20 protein-coding genes are annotated in these 15,859 nt (G+C 72.8%); 7 read left to right on the top strand and 13 right to left on the bottom strand.

Annotated elements, in window-relative coordinates; all coding sequences use genetic code 11:
• The first annotated feature begins 153 nt into the window (after positions 1 to 153).
• Complete coding sequence (locus BM385_RS02200) at positions 154 to 540, top strand: hypothetical protein (RefSeq protein WP_019432418.1); 387 nt, start codon at positions 154 to 156, stop codon at positions 538 to 540.
• Positions 541 to 682: 142 nt separating this feature from the next.
• On the opposite strand, the gene BM385_RS02205 is transcribed toward BM385_RS02200, so the two are convergent.
• Positions 683 to 901, bottom strand: a complete 219-nt coding sequence (locus BM385_RS02205) for a DUF6011 domain-containing protein (RefSeq protein ID WP_019432419.1) — start codon at positions 899 to 901, stop codon at positions 683 to 685.
• A gap of 124 nt (positions 902 to 1,025) precedes the next feature.
• Here BM385_RS02205 and BM385_RS02210 point away from each other — a divergent pair, with 124 nt between their 5' ends.
• Positions 1,026 to 1,613: a DinB family protein gene (locus tag BM385_RS02210; RefSeq protein ID WP_093842004.1), complete on the top strand. Its 588-nt coding sequence runs from the start codon at positions 1,026 to 1,028 to the stop codon at positions 1,611 to 1,613.
• 28 nt (positions 1,614 to 1,641) lie between these two features.
• Here the strand turns inward: BM385_RS02210 and BM385_RS02215 are convergent, their stop codons facing one another.
• Positions 1,642 to 2,286 (bottom strand): 3'-5' exonuclease, encoded by a 645-nt coding sequence (locus BM385_RS02215; protein ID WP_051131053.1) that lies wholly within the window; start codon positions 2,284 to 2,286, stop codon positions 1,642 to 1,644.
• Between the two features lie 179 nt (positions 2,287 to 2,465).
• Between BM385_RS02215 and BM385_RS27450 the strand changes: the two genes are divergently transcribed.
• Positions 2,466 to 3,314 (top strand): hypothetical protein, encoded by an 849-nt coding sequence (locus tag BM385_RS27450; RefSeq protein ID WP_217650929.1) that lies wholly within the window; start codon positions 2,466 to 2,468, stop codon positions 3,312 to 3,314.
• Between the two features lie 156 nt (positions 3,315 to 3,470).
• Here BM385_RS27450 and BM385_RS02230 read toward each other — a convergent pair whose 3' ends face one another.
• The 8 genes from BM385_RS02230 to BM385_RS02260 form a co-directional block, all read right to left on the bottom strand.
• A complete protein-coding gene (locus BM385_RS02230; protein WP_139275133.1) occupies positions 3,471 to 4,085 on the bottom strand; it encodes a DUF4352 domain-containing protein in 615 nt (204 codons plus the stop codon).
• 190 nt (positions 4,086 to 4,275) lie between these two features.
• Entirely contained in the window at positions 4,276 to 5,121 is an 846-nt protein-coding gene (locus BM385_RS02235) for a glutathione S-transferase C-terminal domain-containing protein (protein WP_093842006.1), read from the bottom strand.
• Positions 5,122 to 5,201: 80 nt separating this feature from the next.
• Complete coding sequence (locus BM385_RS28345; protein ID WP_343043517.1) at positions 5,202 to 5,318, bottom strand: putative leader peptide; 117 nt, start codon at positions 5,316 to 5,318, stop codon at positions 5,202 to 5,204.
• Positions 5,319 to 5,406: 88 nt separating this feature from the next.
• Positions 5,407 to 6,489 carry an LLM class flavin-dependent oxidoreductase gene (locus tag BM385_RS02240; protein WP_019432425.1) on the bottom strand — a complete coding sequence of 361 codons (1,083 nt, stop codon included), beginning with the start codon at positions 6,487 to 6,489 and terminating at the stop codon, positions 5,407 to 5,409.
• Positions 6,490 to 6,787: 298 nt separating this feature from the next.
• The gene (locus tag BM385_RS02245; RefSeq protein ID WP_093842007.1) at positions 6,788 to 6,988 is read right to left on the bottom strand and encodes a hypothetical protein; all 201 of its coding nucleotides are present in this window, start codon (positions 6,986 to 6,988) and stop codon (positions 6,788 to 6,790) included.
• 24 nt (positions 6,989 to 7,012) lie between these two features.
• The gene (locus tag BM385_RS02250) at positions 7,013 to 7,204 is read right to left on the bottom strand and encodes a hypothetical protein (protein WP_093842008.1); all 192 of its coding nucleotides are present in this window, start codon (positions 7,202 to 7,204) and stop codon (positions 7,013 to 7,015) included.
• Between the two features lie 53 nt (positions 7,205 to 7,257).
• Positions 7,258 to 7,449 (bottom strand): hypothetical protein, encoded by a 192-nt coding sequence (locus BM385_RS02255; protein WP_019432427.1) that lies wholly within the window; start codon positions 7,447 to 7,449, stop codon positions 7,258 to 7,260.
• Between the two features lie 9 nt (positions 7,450 to 7,458).
• Positions 7,459 to 7,722 carry a Scr1 family TA system antitoxin-like transcriptional regulator gene (locus BM385_RS02260; protein WP_019432428.1) on the bottom strand — a complete coding sequence of 88 codons (264 nt, stop codon included), beginning with the start codon at positions 7,720 to 7,722 and terminating at the stop codon, positions 7,459 to 7,461.
• A gap of 60 nt (positions 7,723 to 7,782) precedes the next feature.
• On the opposite strand from BM385_RS02260, the gene BM385_RS02265 reads away from it, so the two are divergent.
• On the top strand, positions 7,783 to 8,199 hold the full coding sequence (locus BM385_RS02265; protein WP_093842009.1) for a hypothetical protein: 417 nt from the start codon (positions 7,783 to 7,785) through the stop codon (positions 8,197 to 8,199).
• 14 nt (positions 8,200 to 8,213) lie between these two features.
• Here BM385_RS02265 and BM385_RS02270 read toward each other — a convergent pair whose 3' ends face one another.
• Entirely contained in the window at positions 8,214 to 11,228 is a 3,015-nt protein-coding gene (locus BM385_RS02270; RefSeq protein WP_093842010.1) for a glycosyl hydrolase 115 family protein, read from the bottom strand.
• 95 nt (positions 11,229 to 11,323) lie between these two features.
• On the bottom strand, positions 11,324 to 11,926 hold the full coding sequence (locus BM385_RS02275; protein WP_019432431.1) for a TetR/AcrR family transcriptional regulator: 603 nt from the start codon (positions 11,924 to 11,926) through the stop codon (positions 11,324 to 11,326).
• A gap of 59 nt (positions 11,927 to 11,985) precedes the next feature.
• Between BM385_RS02275 and BM385_RS02280 the strand changes: the two genes are divergently transcribed.
• On the top strand, positions 11,986 to 12,930 hold the full coding sequence (locus BM385_RS02280; protein ID WP_093842011.1) for an NAD(P)-dependent alcohol dehydrogenase: 945 nt from the start codon (positions 11,986 to 11,988) through the stop codon (positions 12,928 to 12,930).
• 8 nt (positions 12,931 to 12,938) lie between these two features.
• On the top strand, positions 12,939 to 13,799 hold the full coding sequence (fdhD, locus tag BM385_RS02285; RefSeq protein ID WP_093842227.1) for a formate dehydrogenase accessory sulfurtransferase FdhD: 861 nt from the start codon (positions 12,939 to 12,941) through the stop codon (positions 13,797 to 13,799).
• Here the strand turns inward: fdhD and BM385_RS02290 are convergent.
• Entirely contained in the window at positions 13,736 to 14,839 is a 1,104-nt protein-coding gene (locus BM385_RS02290) for a bile acid:sodium symporter family protein (protein WP_093842012.1), read from the bottom strand. The genes fdhD and BM385_RS02290 overlap by 64 nt on opposite strands.
• 105 nt (positions 14,840 to 14,944) lie before the next feature.
• Here BM385_RS02290 and BM385_RS02295 point away from each other — a divergent pair, with 105 nt between their 5' ends.
• A complete protein-coding gene (locus tag BM385_RS02295) occupies positions 14,945 to 15,778 on the top strand; it encodes an aldo/keto reductase (RefSeq protein ID WP_019432435.1) in 834 nt (277 codons plus the stop codon).
• The last annotated feature ends 81 nt before the right edge of the window (positions 15,779 to 15,859 follow it).

Genomic DNA, 15,859 nt, shown 5'->3' on the forward strand with positions numbered 1-15,859 from the left:
CCATAAACCAGACACCGAACAAACGTCCGATTATCGTGAAACGGCAGCTCATGGGGGTGATGGGACGGCCCGCCACTGTCCGAAAACACCTCTTGCGGCGGGGTGAGCCGTACGGCGACGGTGGAGGTGACACCAGAAGAGGGAGGCCATCGCATGGCGCGGGGGCGCGGAAACTATCGCCGCAACGACGATGACCGCGGAGGGCGGGCGGCCCGGGACCGGCGCGAACGCGAACGGGACCAGCGCCGGGACCGTGAACTCCACCGCGACCTGGACCGCGACCGCCGCTGGGACCAGGAACAGGAACGCCGCGCCGACCGCTCCCTGGACCGCGAACTGCACCGCGACCGCCGCCGCGAGGACGAACGCGAACGCCGCCTGGACCGCGAGACCCGCCGCGACATCGGCCGCGACCGCCAGTACGCGCGGGCCTCCCGCAGAACCCGCACGGGCGGAAGCGGCGCGCCGGTGGCGATCGGCCTGGTGCTGTTCCTGGCGGGGCTGCTGGCGCTGCTGGGGTGGCTGGTACTGATGCGGTAGGCGCGGAGGCGCGGGCGGGTGCGGGGCCGGTCGCGGGGCCGCGGGCGCTTGCGGGCCGCGATCGCGGTTGCGGTCGTGGCGACGGATCGGCCCGGCCACCGGTCCGCGCGGAGCCGACGGCGCGGACCGCCGCCCCGCTCCCTCACACGCCGGGCAGCGTGTCCTGGTCCACTTCCCGTACCGGCGGTCGCGGGGCCTGCCGCAGGCGCAGCTTCTCGCGGCACTCGGGGCCCAGCCCCCACGTCCGGGCCTCCCGGTCCCGCAGGGGCCGGCCGCACAGGCGGCAGTGGACCGGGGACCGTTCGGCGGGGGCGCCCGGGTCCACGCCCGGCAGCAGCGGGTCGGCGTCAGCGGAGGACATGCGTCAGGTCTATCACTCCCCCGCCGCGCGGCAGCCGCCCCACCGGCGCACGGCCGGGCGGGGCGCGGCTCCGGAGGGCTGTGCGGCTTGAGACCACGGGCCGCCCATGACAGGCTCCTGCCGCATGATCGATGAGTTCGCGAAAGACCATCTGCACGGGAGACTTCGGCGGGACCGCGAGGCGTTGCTGTGGAAACTCGACGGCTTGTCCGAGTACGACGCCCGCCGGCCGCTGACCGCCACCGGCACCAACCTCCTCGGCCTGGTCAAACACCTGGCCACCGTCGAAGCCAGGTACTTCGGCGAGGTCTTCGGCCGCCCTTCCCCGGAACCGCTGCCCCGGTGGCAGGACGCCGACGGCAGCGATCTGTGGGCGGCCGAGGACGAGACCCGCGATCGGATCACCGGGTTCTACCGGCGCACGTGGGAGCACGCGGACGCGACGATCACCGCGCTTCCCCTCGACGCCCCCGGCCATGTGCCGTGGTGGCCGGAGCCCCACGCCGACACGAACCTGTTCGCCGTCATGGTCCATGTCCTGGGCGAGTCCGTCCGGCACGCCGGGCACGCCGACATCCTGCGCGAAGGACTCGACGGCCGGACCGGGCTGCGCCCCGAATACGAGCAGCGGATCGACGAGAAAGCCCGTGCCGCCCACCGCGCGAGGATCGAGCGAGCCGCCGGGCGGGCCGCGTCCGTCGAGGCTCGGTGACCGAGCCCGTACATCCTTCGGGGGTTGATCACGTTGCCGGGGCGGCGGAGGATCCTTCCGGGTGATCGGCGGCGCGAGGCCAAACGGCTGTGGCTGTGGCTGTGACCGGCCATGCCCCGCGGCCCAGCAGGTCGAGGACGAGTGCGGCGATGTTCCACGCATCGTCCTCTCCGCGGTGATGGCGTCCTTCGAGCGGCAGTCCGGCCATCTGCAGAGCGTGGCCCATGCCGGGTTTCCTGCGCAGCCCGTAGGCCGCGGTGAATACGGCCTTGGCGTTGGTGTGGGTACGCTCCGTCGGATAGCCGAACGGGTAGGCCACCCCGTCAGCCCGGCTCTGCCGGGCGAATTGCCGACGGTCGTACTCGCCCCAACTCGCCCAGGGGCGCTCCCCCGCCTCGTGCTCCTCGACGAGGATCCGGCACGCCTCGGCGAAGGAGACGCCCCGTTCCACCTCGGATTGCGTCAGTCCGGTCAGTTCAGTGCAGAAGTCGCTCACCTGCGACCGGACAGGGCGGACCAGGACACGATGCCGGGATACGCGGCGCCCTGCCGACATGTCCACGACGGTGAGACCGATCTCGATGATCTCGTTCACCGAGCCGGGCGGCGGCTGCCCGTCCCAGCAGGTGGCTTCCACATCAATGACGTTCAGCAGAGCGGACGCGTGGCGCATGGGGCCGAGGGTAGGGATGCTCGCCCGGCCCGGGCACCTCAATTTCCACGTGTCCGCGCCGTCACCACCCACACTGACTTCTCGACGCGAATCCCACACCGCGATCCGAACCGGGTCCCACCCCGCGTCGATCCCGAAGGATTGACGCGCTCGTGGGCACGTCCGGAAGGATGACCGCCATGCCCACCCCTTCGGAATCCACCCGGCTCTCGCTGGAGCAGCGCCTTGGCGCACACGCTCGTACCGCCTGGCCGCAGCTGGCACGGCTGCACGTCCGCCACCGCGGGGCCTTCGCCTACGTGGCAGCCGAACCGGTAGGCGGCGAACGGGTCGAGCTGATGCGCCTGCGCTACGGTGGCACCGCCGACAGATGGGGCTTCGCCCTCCGCAGCGCCGGCAGCGGCCGCTACGAACGCTCGCTGCTCCCCACCGGCGGCTTCGCCGGCACCCCCGAGGACGCCTTCGACTGCGCCTGCCGGCTCCACCTCACCACCCCGGCCGCGCGTGGGGCGGGACCAAGCGAACCGATCGACTGGCAGGCACTGGCCGACAGTATCGGCGCTCGTCCGGAATCCAGCGGTGACCGCATCGCCCGGCAGGCCATCGCCGCTCTGCTGGGTGATGAGGCGATACGTGGGGCGGTGGACTGGTACGTGGAAGGTCGCCCGGCCTCCGAACACGCGCGTTCGGTCCTGTCGCTGCTGCGGCCCGAGGCTGCCCGGTCCCGCTGCCTGGAGATGTACCGCACCGAACCGGATCCGGAACGCCGGCGCCACGCGGTCGAGTTGCTGCGCGTCGTCGCCACGGCTGACGACCTCCCACTGGTCGGTGAGTTTCTCGCCGACGCCGATCCGGCCATCCAGCTCTGGGGCATCGGCGTCCTCGACCAGCTTCTGTACCGCGGCCTTGCCGACGCCGACGACGCGGAGCCCCATCTCCGGGCCGCAGAGCATCACCCGAACCCTCAGGTCCGCGAAAAGCACACCCACCTACGCGACTTTCTGGCTTCCCAGGAGTGTCGCGGCTGAATGCCGGCGCGGTTCTGCCGGGTTCTCCGGATGTTCGGCGATGTGCCGGTCGAACCTCCCTGCACGGCCTCGACCGGGGCCGCCCTCCCCCGCGGCTCCGCTGCGACCGGTGAGTTCACGGCATCGGAGCCGTTGTGAACGGGCCCGCGGAGCCGGCTACTCGATGGTGGCGACCCACTCGGGGTCGTCGCCCAGGAAGTCGGTGCCCTCGTCACCCCAGTAGTACGCGGTGATGACGACCTCCCGGCCGTAGGCCTCGGTGTCCATGCTGCGGCTGATCCGCTTGGTGACGGTCTGGCCGGGGGCCAGGCGGCCGGTCAGTTCCTCGTCGTCGTCGTGGTACTCGAAGTACACCTCGCCGCCGACCGTGGCGCCCTGGAAATCGAACGACACGCTGTCGAGGTCGGCCGGCCGGTCGCCGTCGTTGGTGAGGCTGATCGTGACCGCGAACAGCGTGTCCCCCTCGGGCTGGGACCACTCGTCCAGGCCCGCCGTGTCCACCTCGGTGAGCGCGTCGATCGTGAGGCTGAGGCCGCCGGGCCAGGTGTAGGACTCGCCCGGGGCCAGATCGCCGGGAGCCTGGGTGTCCGGTCCGGCGGACGCGTCGTCCTGGCTGTCGTCGCCGACGGGCTCCGCATCGTCCTCGGCGGGGGCGTCGCGCTGGCTCAGGGGCGGCCGGTCGCTGTCGCCGCCGCTGCTGCTGCACCCGGTGACGGACAGGGTGAGACCGGCGGCCACCGCTATGGCGGCACGGCGCAGACGCACGTTCATGATTCCCCCCAGGGATATGAAGGTTGTGTGTGGTGGCCGTGCAGCGTACCCGCTGTGTGGCCGGGCGCGCACCCCCCGTGGCCGGGAGGGGAAACGGGCGCCCGGCCGGTCGCGTTGCCGTTCCCCGCCGACCGGAGCCGTACAGTGCCGGTGCCGGTGCCGGTGCCGCCGGGAGGGAACGCCCGGCGGGCTACACGTAGCTTCCGGCCGGTTCCGCCGCCGTCCAGTCGATGATCTGGACGGCCGCCCCCGCCGCTTCCAGGCCCCGGCAGTGCGCGTGGTGCCTGCGGTGGATCTCCTCCAGCCGCAGGTTGCCGTGGAAGGCGGGCAGCGCCAGCAGCCGGCGCGCGTACGTCCACAGCCAGGGGTGGTCCGCGATCCGCTGCACCGTGTCCGCGCCCAGGTGCCAGCGGTGCACCGTGTCCAGTTGCACCAGGGTGACCCACAGCCGGACATCGGCCGCCGTGATCCGTGCGCCCAGCAGGTACGGGCCGCCCGGCTCCGCCAGCCGTTCCTCCACCGCGTCCAGCGCCGCCAGCAGTTCGGCGGTGGCGCCCGTGTCCGCCTCCCGCCGGCCAGCCCGCTGCGCGGCGGCGTCGATCCCGTTCTCGCACAGCTCGCCCAGCGCCGCGATCTCCGCCTCGGCCGCGGCCGGGTACAGCTCGGGGGCGTCCGGCCCGCGGAAGCGGGTGGCCAGGTCCCGCAGGATGTGCGGGGCGTGGTTGCTGACGATCCGTCCCGTCCAGCGGTCGCGCAGGACGGGCGCGACGGCCGGGCCGGTGAAGCCGTGCCGGGTGGCGGCGTACGCGCCGTGCAGCGCGCTGTAGCCGCCCTCGGCGCGGTCGGGGACGGCGGGCAGCGGGGTGAGCGGCACGCTGTCCGCAAGGCCCAGCAGCGCGTGGGTGATGGCGATCCGCAGACAGCCCGGACAGGACAGGGAGAGGGACAGGTCGTAGCGGTGCGGGGCGGAGTGGAAGCCACTGCGGGCGTCGGCGAAGATCCGGCCCCGGAACTGCGGCGCGGCGGTGTGGGACATGACTCTCCTTGGGGCGCACGGGGTGAGAGGGCATGCGAAACGGCGGCCTCTCACGGGGAGGGGCCGCCGGCGGGTGGAGGCTACGCCGCGCTGGAGGTGCGCAGCAGATCGATGTGACGGCGGGAGGTGAGCAGGGGCAGCGGGCGTCGCCGGACGGTGGTGTCCGGACAACCGGGCTCCGTGCCACCACCGTTCATGAAGTGCCCCACCCGTCCCGCTCGTCCACCGGTGCGGGATCCTGCGCCGGGACCAGCCCGGCACAGGACCATGACCTCGGATCGCCCGTCAGAGGGCGGCCTCGGCGAGCTGTGCGTCGCGCTTGGCCACTTCTTCCCGGACGATCGGGATGACATGGCGGCCGAAGTCGATCGCGTCGCCGAGCAGGTCGTAACCCCGCGCCGAGATGATGTCCACTCCGAGGTCGTAGTAATCCAGGAGCGCCTGGGCAACTGTCTCCGGAGTGCCGACGAGCGCGTTGGAGTTGCCGGCCCCGCCGGTGGCGGCTGCGGTCGGGGTCCACAGGGCGCGGTCGAAGCGTTCGCCGCGCTCGGCGAGGGCGATCAGCCGCTGCGAGCCGGTGTTCTCCGGGTCGCGCTGCGGGCCGCGGGCGGCGCGGATGGCGCCGACGGTGCGGTGTGCCTTCTCCCAGGCGAGTTCCTCGGTGGGCGCGATGATCGGCCGGAACGCCACCTGGATGCGCGGTACTTCCTTGCGGCCGGCGGCTGCCGCGGCCTGCCGTACGGACTCGATCTGCTCGGCGGTCTCGGCGAGCGGTTCGCCCCACAGGCAGTAGATGTCGGCCTCGGCGCCGCCGGCGGCGTACGCGGCGGGCGAGGAGCCGCCGAACGACACGCCGGGGCGGGGCTGCTGGACCGGGAAGACGTCGCTCACATAGTCCCGGAACCGGTAGAAGTCGCCTTCGTGGTCGAAGGGTTCGCGGCTGGTCCAGATCTTCTTGACGACGCGGATGTACTCGCGAGTGCGGGCGTACCGCTCGTCCTTGGTGAGGGTGTCGCCCTCCCGCTGCTGTTCGTGGTCGCTGCCGCCGGTGATGAAGTGGACGGTGAGCCGGCCGCCGCTGAGCTGATCGAGGGAGGCGAACACCCGGGCGGCGTAGGTGGGGTAGGAGATGTTGGGCCGGTGGGCGAGGAGGATCTGGAGCCGGTCGAGCCGGCTCGCGAGCAGCGCGGCCCCGGTGGCGGGGTCGGGCGAGCCGGAGCTGTAGGCGAACAGCACCCGGTCCCAGCCGTGATCCTCATGGGCACGGGCCAGCCGGAGGGTGTACTCGGGGTCGAACGCGCCGCCGGAGCGCGGCGATGTCTCGGAGCCGTCGTTGGTCGCGGCGATGCCAAGGAATTCCACGGGCATGGCGGAAGAGGCCTCTCGGGCGAAAAGGAAGCGGAACGGAAGGGGATGTGAGCCGGGGTTCACCCACGGCGCCAACAGGCCGCGGACCACACCCGACCGAAGTCGATATGCCCACGAATCACCAACCGCCGCTGGGGCCTCATCCCCCCAGTGCACCAGCACCGCACGCCGCCGTCAACGGTCCCCCGGCCGGCCGACGCGCGCCGGGGGCGCGGGAGACCGGTGTCCTGCCGGCCCGGGGCCGCCACCTCGGACCAGATCGCGCGGCAGCGGCAACCCCGTGCGGATCAGCGTGCGGTCATGGCCGGCGCAGCAGGTGGTCGGCCTTCCCGGCCTTGATGTCACGGATCATGGTGGCCAGCGCCTCCCGGGAATCCGTGAGATACACATCCTCCCGGCCGGCCACCGCGATGTAGGCATTCCCCTCCGCGTCGGTGCCCAACCGGAAGCAGCTGGAGCTCTCGGCGCAGAAGGGTTCCTCCCAGAGAATCTTGCCCATGGTGGGTTCCTCCGCCCCTTCCGTCTACAGCAGGTGGTCGGCCTTCCCGGCCTTGATGTCACGGATCATGGTGGCCAGCGCCTCCCGGGAATCCGTGAGATACACGCCCTCCCGGCCGGCCACCGCGATGTAGGCATTCCCCTCCGCGTCGGTGCCCAGCCGGAAGCAGTTGGAGCTCTCGGCGCAGAAGGGTTCCTCCCAGAGGATTTTGCTCATGAGGGCTCCTCCGCTCGTGGTAGCAGGATGTCGGCGGTTGCCGCCTCATCCGTCTACAGCAGGTGGTCGGCCTTTCCGGCCTTGATGTCACGGATCATGGTGGCCAGCGCCTCGCGGGAGTCCGTGAGGTACACATCCTCCCGGCCGGCCACCGCGATGTAGGCATTGCCCTCCGCGTCGGTGCCCAGCCGGAAGCAGTTGTTGCCCTCTCCGCAGAACGCCTCTTCCCATGTGATGCCCTTCAAAGCGCCTCCCTATAGTTCGCTGATGATGGCGTGGATGAGATCGCGCGAGGCCTTGGCCGACAGCGTCTCCGAGTCCATCCACTCCACGTGGGCCCGATACTTCGCGAGTTGCGCCTCACTGTGCAAGAACTCGGGTCCATGTGCCGAGTCCAGCTGGGCGGTATCGAGCTGAGGAACCGCCCCTTCCGAGTAGAGCAGTGCGTGTCCGGCACCGGGAAAGCTGCCGCGCTCCACCGGGATGATCCGGACCGTGATGTGGTCGCGCTCGCTCACCGCCAATAGGGCTCCCCCGTCCCGCCCACCGGCTTCTGCCCGCCGGTCGGGGCGGGTGGGGTGGAGCCGCGGGAAGGGGAACTGGCCTACGGGTTCAGCCTGCCCGCCACCGCCGCCGCGCCGGTGGTCGCGCACGAGACCGCCGAACTTCTCTTCGACATCCACCGCGTCTACGCGCTCGCCGAGCCCGGTCTCGCCCTGGCCCGGGAACTCACCGCCTACGCCTGCCGCTTCGCCCGGGAAGGGCAGGACGTGCACCTCACCCTCCATCAGCGTGCCGGGACGCTGCGGCTGGACGTCTACGACCCGCACGCCTGCTCCGGCTGTGCCGGGCAGCGGCACGACGGCCTCCGGCAGGCCCGTACGCTGGTCCGCCCCTACGGGGGCACGTGCGGTTTCGGGGCCGCCGAGCGGTGCGGGGCCGGGACCCGGACCTGGGCCACCCTCACCGACACCCCGCGCCGCTGGGCCGCCTGACCGGTCGGCGCGGGTCAGCGCAGGCGCAGGCTCTCCGGGGGGCCGAGGTAGCTGGGGCGGAGGCCGCCGGTGTCCGTCACCAGTTTCTGGACGATCACCGTGGGGTCGACCATCCACACCTTCAGGGTGTGCCGGCCGGGGACCGGCAGGTCGTGGTGGGTGGTGATCACGATGACGTTGTCGGAGGTCTGCTGTTCCCACGCGCCGTTCATCGCGGTGGCGTCCGCGCCCGTCGTACCGGTGATGTGCACCCGTTGCGGCGGCTGGTCGTCGAAGGAGACCGCGAACTCCGGGCCGCCGGTGGGCAGGACGTCGTTGCGCGGCGACAGATACGTCAGCAGGCGGACGCGGCCCGCCGTGAACAGCGTCAGGTCGTACTCCAGGCAGGGGCCCGTGCCCGGGGCGAAGCGCGGGGCCGTGACCGGGAACGGGGCCATCGCGGCGCCGGTGCGGCCCGCGTCGGGGAGGCGGCGCCAGCGGACGCCGAACGCACCGACCGAGCGCGTCCAGTGGCCGGCCTCGATGGAGACGTAGCCGTCCGCCTCGATGAAGCCCCTCAGCTCGCGGCGGCGCGCCCGTGGGTGATGGACCGGCACCACGACGCGGGCCGCCGCACCGTCCGGGCCGCGCACGGTGAGGACGGCGCTGCTCCGGCCCCTGGGGGCCCGGGACCAGTCGGCCGTGACGGTGATCCGGAGCTGGTCGCCGGTCAGCCCGGCGTGCTGGGACGGGGCCAGCCAGGGCTCCGAGGAGGTGATCGTCCAGGAGAGCGGGGCGCGGCCCCGGTTGAAGACCTCCAGGTACGGTGCGGGGTCCGCCCGGTACGGCGAGAGTTCGGGAAGGGTCAGCGGCTCCCGGGTGCCGGGCCACCACGCCGTCGAGCCGTCCACCGCCACGCCCAGCGCGGCCCGTTCCGGGAGTTCGATGCGGCGCACCGGGGGGTGGAGGGCGTCCGGGCCGGCGGCGTCCGGGTCGCCGTGGCCGGTCTCGGGCCGGGTCCGGAAGCCGCGCCAGGTGCCGCCCGCCAGCGTGGTGTTCCAGTAGTCCGTCATCGCCAGGTCGTCCGCACACCGCGCCTCGGCCGCGTCGGCCAGGGTGTTGGTGGCGGCCCGGCCCTCGCGGGCGTAGCGCAGGTTCGTGAACTGGGCGGCGCGCAGCGCGTACAGGTTGGCGGTGGCCTCCACCTGGTACTGCACCAGCTGGTAGTAGGCGTCCCGCAGGTCGGCGGGGAGGGTGTGGGCGATCCGTTCCGCCCGGTCGTCCAGTTGCTCCCAGGCGTCGGTGACGCGTTCCAGCTCGCGGTAGTTCTCCAGGGAGTAGGGGATCGCCGCGTCGTCGCAGCGCGCTTCCCCGGTGTCCGGGTCGCGGGTGGTCCGGCGGGTCGGCGGTTCCGGCTCGCGGCGCGACTGGAGCAGGCCGTAGGTGTGCAGCACCTCGGCGATACCGGGCGCGTGCCGGGGGCCGAAGTGCGTGGCAGCGTACGCGCGTTCCCACTCCCCCAGCCGTTCCAGCGGCAGACCGCCCGGGTCCCAGGCGTAGTCCAGGAAGAACTGGAGCGGCAGTTCCCGCCCCTTCAGACCGCCGCCGTCGGCGATCCACAGCCGGCCGATGCCGTACCGGTGGGCCAGATGCAGTTGCTCCCAGGCGGCGGCGAGGCTGGTGGTATCGGCCCCGGTGGTGGTGCCCGCGGCGCCGGTGTGGCCGAGGTGGTGGTACAGGCCGTAGCCGCCGGGGCGTTCGGGCAGGTCGGGGTCGGGGAGCGTGCGCAGGTTGCCCCGGGTGTCGTCGCAGAGGACGACGGTGACGTCGTCGGGTGGGCGCAGGCCCCGCTCCCAGGAGCGCTGCGCCCCGTCGCCGAGGATGTGGACCTGTGGGGTGCCGAGCGTGCCCGCGGCCCGCAGGATGTCGCGCTGGGCGGCGATGATCGCTTCCATGAGGCGGATGCGCTCGCCGTCCGGCAGGCCGGTGTCCTCGTCGCCGCGCATGCCGAGGGTGACGATGCCCTCGATGTGCTGTTCCGTCATGCGGCGGATGCCCTCCGCCCAGTGGCGGCGGACGGCCGGGCCGTTGCGGTGGAAGCTCCAGGCGCCGTTGCCGCCGTACGGGTCGGTGCCGTCACCGGCGTGCCGGTGCCACTCCCCGGCGGCGCGCATCATGGGGCTCTCGGGCGAGGTGCCCAGCACCACGCCGTACGCGGTGGCGGTGGCGTGGTTGGCGGCGTCGTCCTCGGCGAAGGCGCGGCCCCGTGCGGCCGGCCACAGGCAGTTGGCCTTCAGCCGCAGCATCAGTTCGAAGACGCGGGCGTAGAAGGCGCTGGTGAAGCCGCCGGGGTGGCCGGGCGCGTGGCCGGGGCCGAAGTGGGCGGGGGCCCAGATGCCGAGCCCCGGGTGTCCGTTGTCGAGGGAGAAGCCGCGGTACTTGACGGCCGGGGTGCCCTGGGTGTGCCGGCCGGGGAGGACGTGGACGCGGGGGCGGCGGCGGGCGGGGATGTCGTTCCACCAGTACCAGGGGGAGACACCGAGTTGCCGGGACAGCTCGTACACGCCGTAGATGGTGCCGCGCTGGTCGCTTCCGGTGATGACCAGGGCGCGGGGGACGCCGGGGGCGGGGTCGGTGACGATCTGCTGGAGGCTGGTCTCCCAGCGGCCCTCGATGCCGCGGACGTCGAGCCGGCCGGTGGCGATCAGCCGGTCGATCAGGGGGCTGCGGCCGATGGTGCCGATGAGGACGGGGGCGCCCTCGGCCGGGTCGGGGAGCCGGTCCCGGTGGTGGACGGCGGGGGCGGTGCCGGTGACGCGCTCGATGTCGTCGCGCAGGTCGGCGGTGACGCGCAGGACGCCGGGGTGGTCGGCGGTGCTGACCACCAGGGGCGCGGTCCGGCCCCGGTCGGCGAGGGTGAGGGCGCCGGGTTGCCAGGTGGTGGCGACGAAGGAGGTGGGGCGGCGTCCGGTGGTGGGGGGCGAGGGGGTGGCGGCGGGCACGGCGGCGGTCGGCGGAAGCGGGCTCGGGTACGCGCGGCGGCTCGTCATGAACGCGATAATTTCCGGGATTTTTCCGGAAGGTAAGAGGGCGGGAATCCGAAAGTTTTCCGGCGCTCCCGCCCCCTGGCCCTGGTCATACGGACCTACCGGCTCGGCGCCCGGAAGGAGTCGAGCAGATAGCCGGCCAGCCGGCGGGACGCGGCGGCCGGGTCGCCGGAGGAGCTCTCGACGATGCCGCAGTTGGCCCGGAGCGCCAGCAGCAGATCGGCGGGCCGGAAGTCGGCGCGCAGCCGGCCGGCCGCCTGGGCGCGGCGGACGAGTTCGGCGAGGTCGCGTCCGGCGCGGGCCCGCTGCCGGGCCAGCTCAGGGTGGTGCGGGAAGCGGGAGACGACGGCCGCCGTGAAGCCCCGCTCGGCGACCTGGAGGGCGAACAGCCGCTCGACCAGTGTCCGGAACCCGTCCCACGGGTCCGGGTCGGCCAGTGCCTCGTCCAGCACCCCCACGCAGGTGGCCAGTTGTCCGGAGAACACCTCCGCCACCAGCGCGTCGCGGGTGGGGAACCGGCGGTACAGGGTGGCGACGCCGACGCCCGCGCGGCGCGCGACGGTGGTCATCGGGACGTCGATGCCGCGTTCGGCGAACACCGCCCCGGCGGCGGCCAGGATGCGTTCGCGGTTGTGCCGGGCGTCCGCCCGCAGCGCCTCCGGCGGCGGGACCGGCGGGTTCTGAGAGGGCTGACCTGGCATGTCTCTCACTTTACGGCCAAGTGGAGGGCCCCTTCCGGTTGGCCTCCTAGCGTGAGCGCATGAACGAGATGCGCGCCGCGCTGTACGACCGCTACGGACCGCCCGAGGTGCTGTACGAGGGCACCGTCCCGACACCCGTGCCCCGGCCCGGCGAGGTGCTGGTACGGGTGCACGCCGCCGGCGTCAACGGCGGTGACCTGCACACCAGGGCAGGCCGGGTGAAGGTGGTGACCGGCCGCCGGTTCCCGCAGCGCACCGGGATCGACTTCACCGGGGAGATCGTGGGCCCGGGGCCCGCGTCCGGGGCCCGGGTGTGGGGGCTGCTGCCGCGCGGGGGATTCGGCAGCGCGGCCGAGTACGTGACCGTGCGGCCCCGGCAGCTCTCGCTCGCCCCGGCCGGTCTCTCCCCGGCCGAGGCCGCCGCGCTGCCCGGCACCGGCACCACCGCGCTGCGCGCCCTGCGGGACGAGGCACGGCTGCGCCCCGGTGAGCGGCTGCTGGTACGCGGCGCGGCCGGCGGTGTCGGCTCGATGGCGGTGCAGTTCGGCAAGGTGTTCGGGGCGCATGTCACGGCGCTGGCCGGCGGCCGGAACCTGGATCTGGTACGGGAGCTGGGCGCGGACGAGGCGTACGACTACGCGAGGACCAGCCCCGCCGAGCTGGGGCGCTTCGATGTCGTCCTGGACGCCGTGGGCAGCGAACCGGAGGTGTGGCGGGGGCTGCTGGCCCGGGACGGCGGGCGGATGGTGGCCGTCGCCTTCGACACCGGGCGTCCGCTGCGGTCGGTGGCGTATCTGCTGTTCACCCGGCGGGTGCGGTTCTTCAGCGGCAACCCGCGGCATCCACAGCTCGCCGAGCTGGCCGGGTTCGCCGAACGCGGGGAGATCCGGCCGGTGGTGGACACCGTGTTCCCGCTGGAGCGGATCGCGGACGCGCACCGGGCGCTGGAGGCGGGCGGGGTGCGCGGCAAGCACATCGTCGAGGTGGTGGCCGATGCGGCATGATGGCCGGCATGGGACGGGTCACCGAACGCCGGCGGGTGGTACGGATCAGGGACGGGGCGGTCACCGAACGCGCCGACACCCTGGTGGGTGAGGAGCCGCTGGAGATCCGGGTCGGCGGCCGGCCGCTGGCCGTCACGATGCGCACCCCGGGCGACGACTTCGCGCTGGCGACCGGCTTCCTGGTCAGCGAGGGGGTGGTGGCGCGGGCGGACGAGGTGGCCCGGGTCATGTACTGCGCGGGCGCGACGGCGGACGGCTCGAACACGTACAACGTCGTGGACGTCCGGCTGGCGGACGGGGTGGCCCCGCCGGACGCCTCCCTCCAGCGCAACGTCTACACCACCTCCTCCTGCGGGCTGTGCGGCAAGGCGTCGCTGGACGCGGTACGGACCACCGCCCGCTGGCCGCTGCCGCTGACCGGCGGTCCTGCCCTCACCCCGCGGCTGCTGGCCGCGCTGCCGGAGCGGCTGCGCGCGCACCAGCGGGTGTTCGCGCGCACCGGCGGGCTGCACGCGGCGGCGCTGTTCGACGGCGGCGGGGAGTTGCTGGACGTCCGGGAGGACGTGGGGCGGCACAACGCCGTCGACAAGGTGGTGGGCCGGGCGCTGGGCGCGGGGCTGCTGCCGCTGGCGGACACGGTGCTGCTGGTGTCGGGGCGGGCCTCCTTCGAGCTGGTGCAGAAGGCGGTGATGGCCGGGATCCCGGCGCTGGCGGCGGTGTCGGCGCCGTCCTCGCTGGCCGTGGAGCTGGCGGCCGAGGCCGGTCTGACGCTGGTCGGCTTTCTGCGCGGGACGTCGATGAACGTCTACGCCGGGGCGGAGCGGCTGGAACTGCCGCCGGAGGCGTCCGGGCCGCCCGGGCCGTCCTGACCTTCCGGGCCGCCGGATCCACCCGGGCCGGACGGACCGCCCGGTCCGCCCCGGTCGCCCGGGCCGTCCGGTTCCCCCGGCGCCTCCGCCGACCAGCGGCGGGCCAGGAAGGCGCAGACCAGCAGTTGCAGCTGGTGGAAGAGCATGAGCGGCAGCACGGCGAGCGCCGTCTGTTCGGGGAAGATCACCCCGGCCATCGGCAGTCCTGCCGCCAGGGACTTCTTCGACCCGGCGAAGGTGATGGCGATCCGGTCGCCGCGCCCGAAGCCAAGCCGCCCGGCGCCCCGGGTGGTCAGCACCAGCATCACGGTGAGCAGCACGCCTTCCACCGCGAGGAGCGCCAGCAGCCGCCCCCAGCTGGCCTCGGACCAGATGTTCTCGTTCATGCCCTCGCTGAACGCGGCATAGACGACCACCAGGATCGAGCCGCGGTCCACGGTCATCACCAGCAGCCGGTGCCGGGTGATGAACCCGCCGATCCAGCGGCGCAGCAGCTGCCCGGCGAGGAACGGGAGCAGCAGCTGGCCGCCGATGGACAGCAGCGAGTCCGCGCTGATCCCCGCGCTCGCGCCGATGAACGCGGCGGCCAGCAGCGGGGTGAGGACGATGCCCGCTATCGAGGAGAACGACCCGGCCGCGATGGCCCCGGCCACGTTGCCGCGGGCGATGGAGGTGAAGGCGATCGAGGACTGCACGGTGGAGGGCACCAGGCACAGGAACAGCAGCCCGGTGTACAGGTCGTCGGTGATCAGCCAGGGCACCAGGCCGCGGGCGGCCAGGCCCAGCAGCGGGAAGACGAGGAACGTGCAGCCCAGGATGGTGAGGTGCAGCCGCCAGTGCCGCACCCCGTCCAGGGCGTCGCGGGTGGAGAGCCGGGCGCCGTAGAGGAAGAACAGCAGGCCGATGAAGACCTTGGTGGCCCCGTCCACCACCTCCTGGGCGCCGCCGCCGACCGGGAACAGCGCCGCCAGTCCGACGGTTGTCATCAGGAGCAACAGGAAAGGGTCGATGAACCGGGTCAATGCACGCACTCGCGCCATTGTGCCCCCCGCCCTGGTCAGGTGCGCCGCCGGGCCGGATCATGGACGATAAGCACCGCACTACAAAGCGATCGGATTCCGATCAGAAGAAGGACTGATTCGTACGTGAGCAGCGTTCCCCATGTCACTCTGAACAACGGCGAAGAGATCCCGCAGCTGGGCTTCGGCGTGTGGCAGGTCCCCGACGACCAGGCCACCGACGCCGTGAACCACGCCCTGGAGGCGGGCTACCGCCACATCGACACCGCGGCGATCTACCGCAACGAGGTCGGCACCGGCAAGGCGCTGGCCGCCTCGGGGCTGCCGCGTGAGGAGCTGTTCGTCACCACCAAGCTGTGGAACTCCGACCACGGCCGCGACGACGCCCTGCGCGCCATCGACGTGTCGCTGGAGAAGCTGGGTCTGGAGTACGTCGACCTGTACCTGATCCACTGGCCGACCCCGATGTACGACCAGTACGTCGAGGCATGGCAGGCGCTGGAGCAGATCTACGCGGACGGCAAGGCCAAGGCGATCGGCGTCTCCAACTTCCGCCCCGCGCACCTGCGCCGGGTGCTGGACGAGACGAACATCGTCCCCGCCATCAACCAGATCGAGCTGCACCCCAACTTCGTGCAGGCCGAGTCCCGCGGCGTGCACGCCGAACTGGGCATCGCCACCGAGGCGTACTCCCCGCTCGGCTCGGGCAAGGGCCTGCTGGACGACCCGCAGCTCGCCGAGATCGGCGCCAAGTACGGCAAGACCCCGGCCCAGGTGGTGCTGCGCTGGCACCTCCAGCTCGGGAACGTCGTGATCCCCAAGTCGGTGACCCCGGCCCGGATCAAGGAGAACTTCGACGTCTTCGGCTTCGAGCTGGCGCCCGAAGACCTGGCGGCGGTCACCGCCCTGGACACCGGGACCCGGGTCGGCGCCGACCCGGAGACGGCCGCGTTCCGGTAAATCCGGAATCCGGACCCATCCGGGCCGCCAGCGGCTACGAATGACGGGTGGCACCCACGCCGGGGCGCGGGTGCCACCCGT

Origin of the sequence: Streptomyces harbinensis (assembly GCF_900116145.1) — a bacterium.
Lineage (GTDB): Bacteria > Actinomycetota > Actinomycetes > Streptomycetales > Streptomycetaceae > Streptomyces > Streptomyces carpaticus.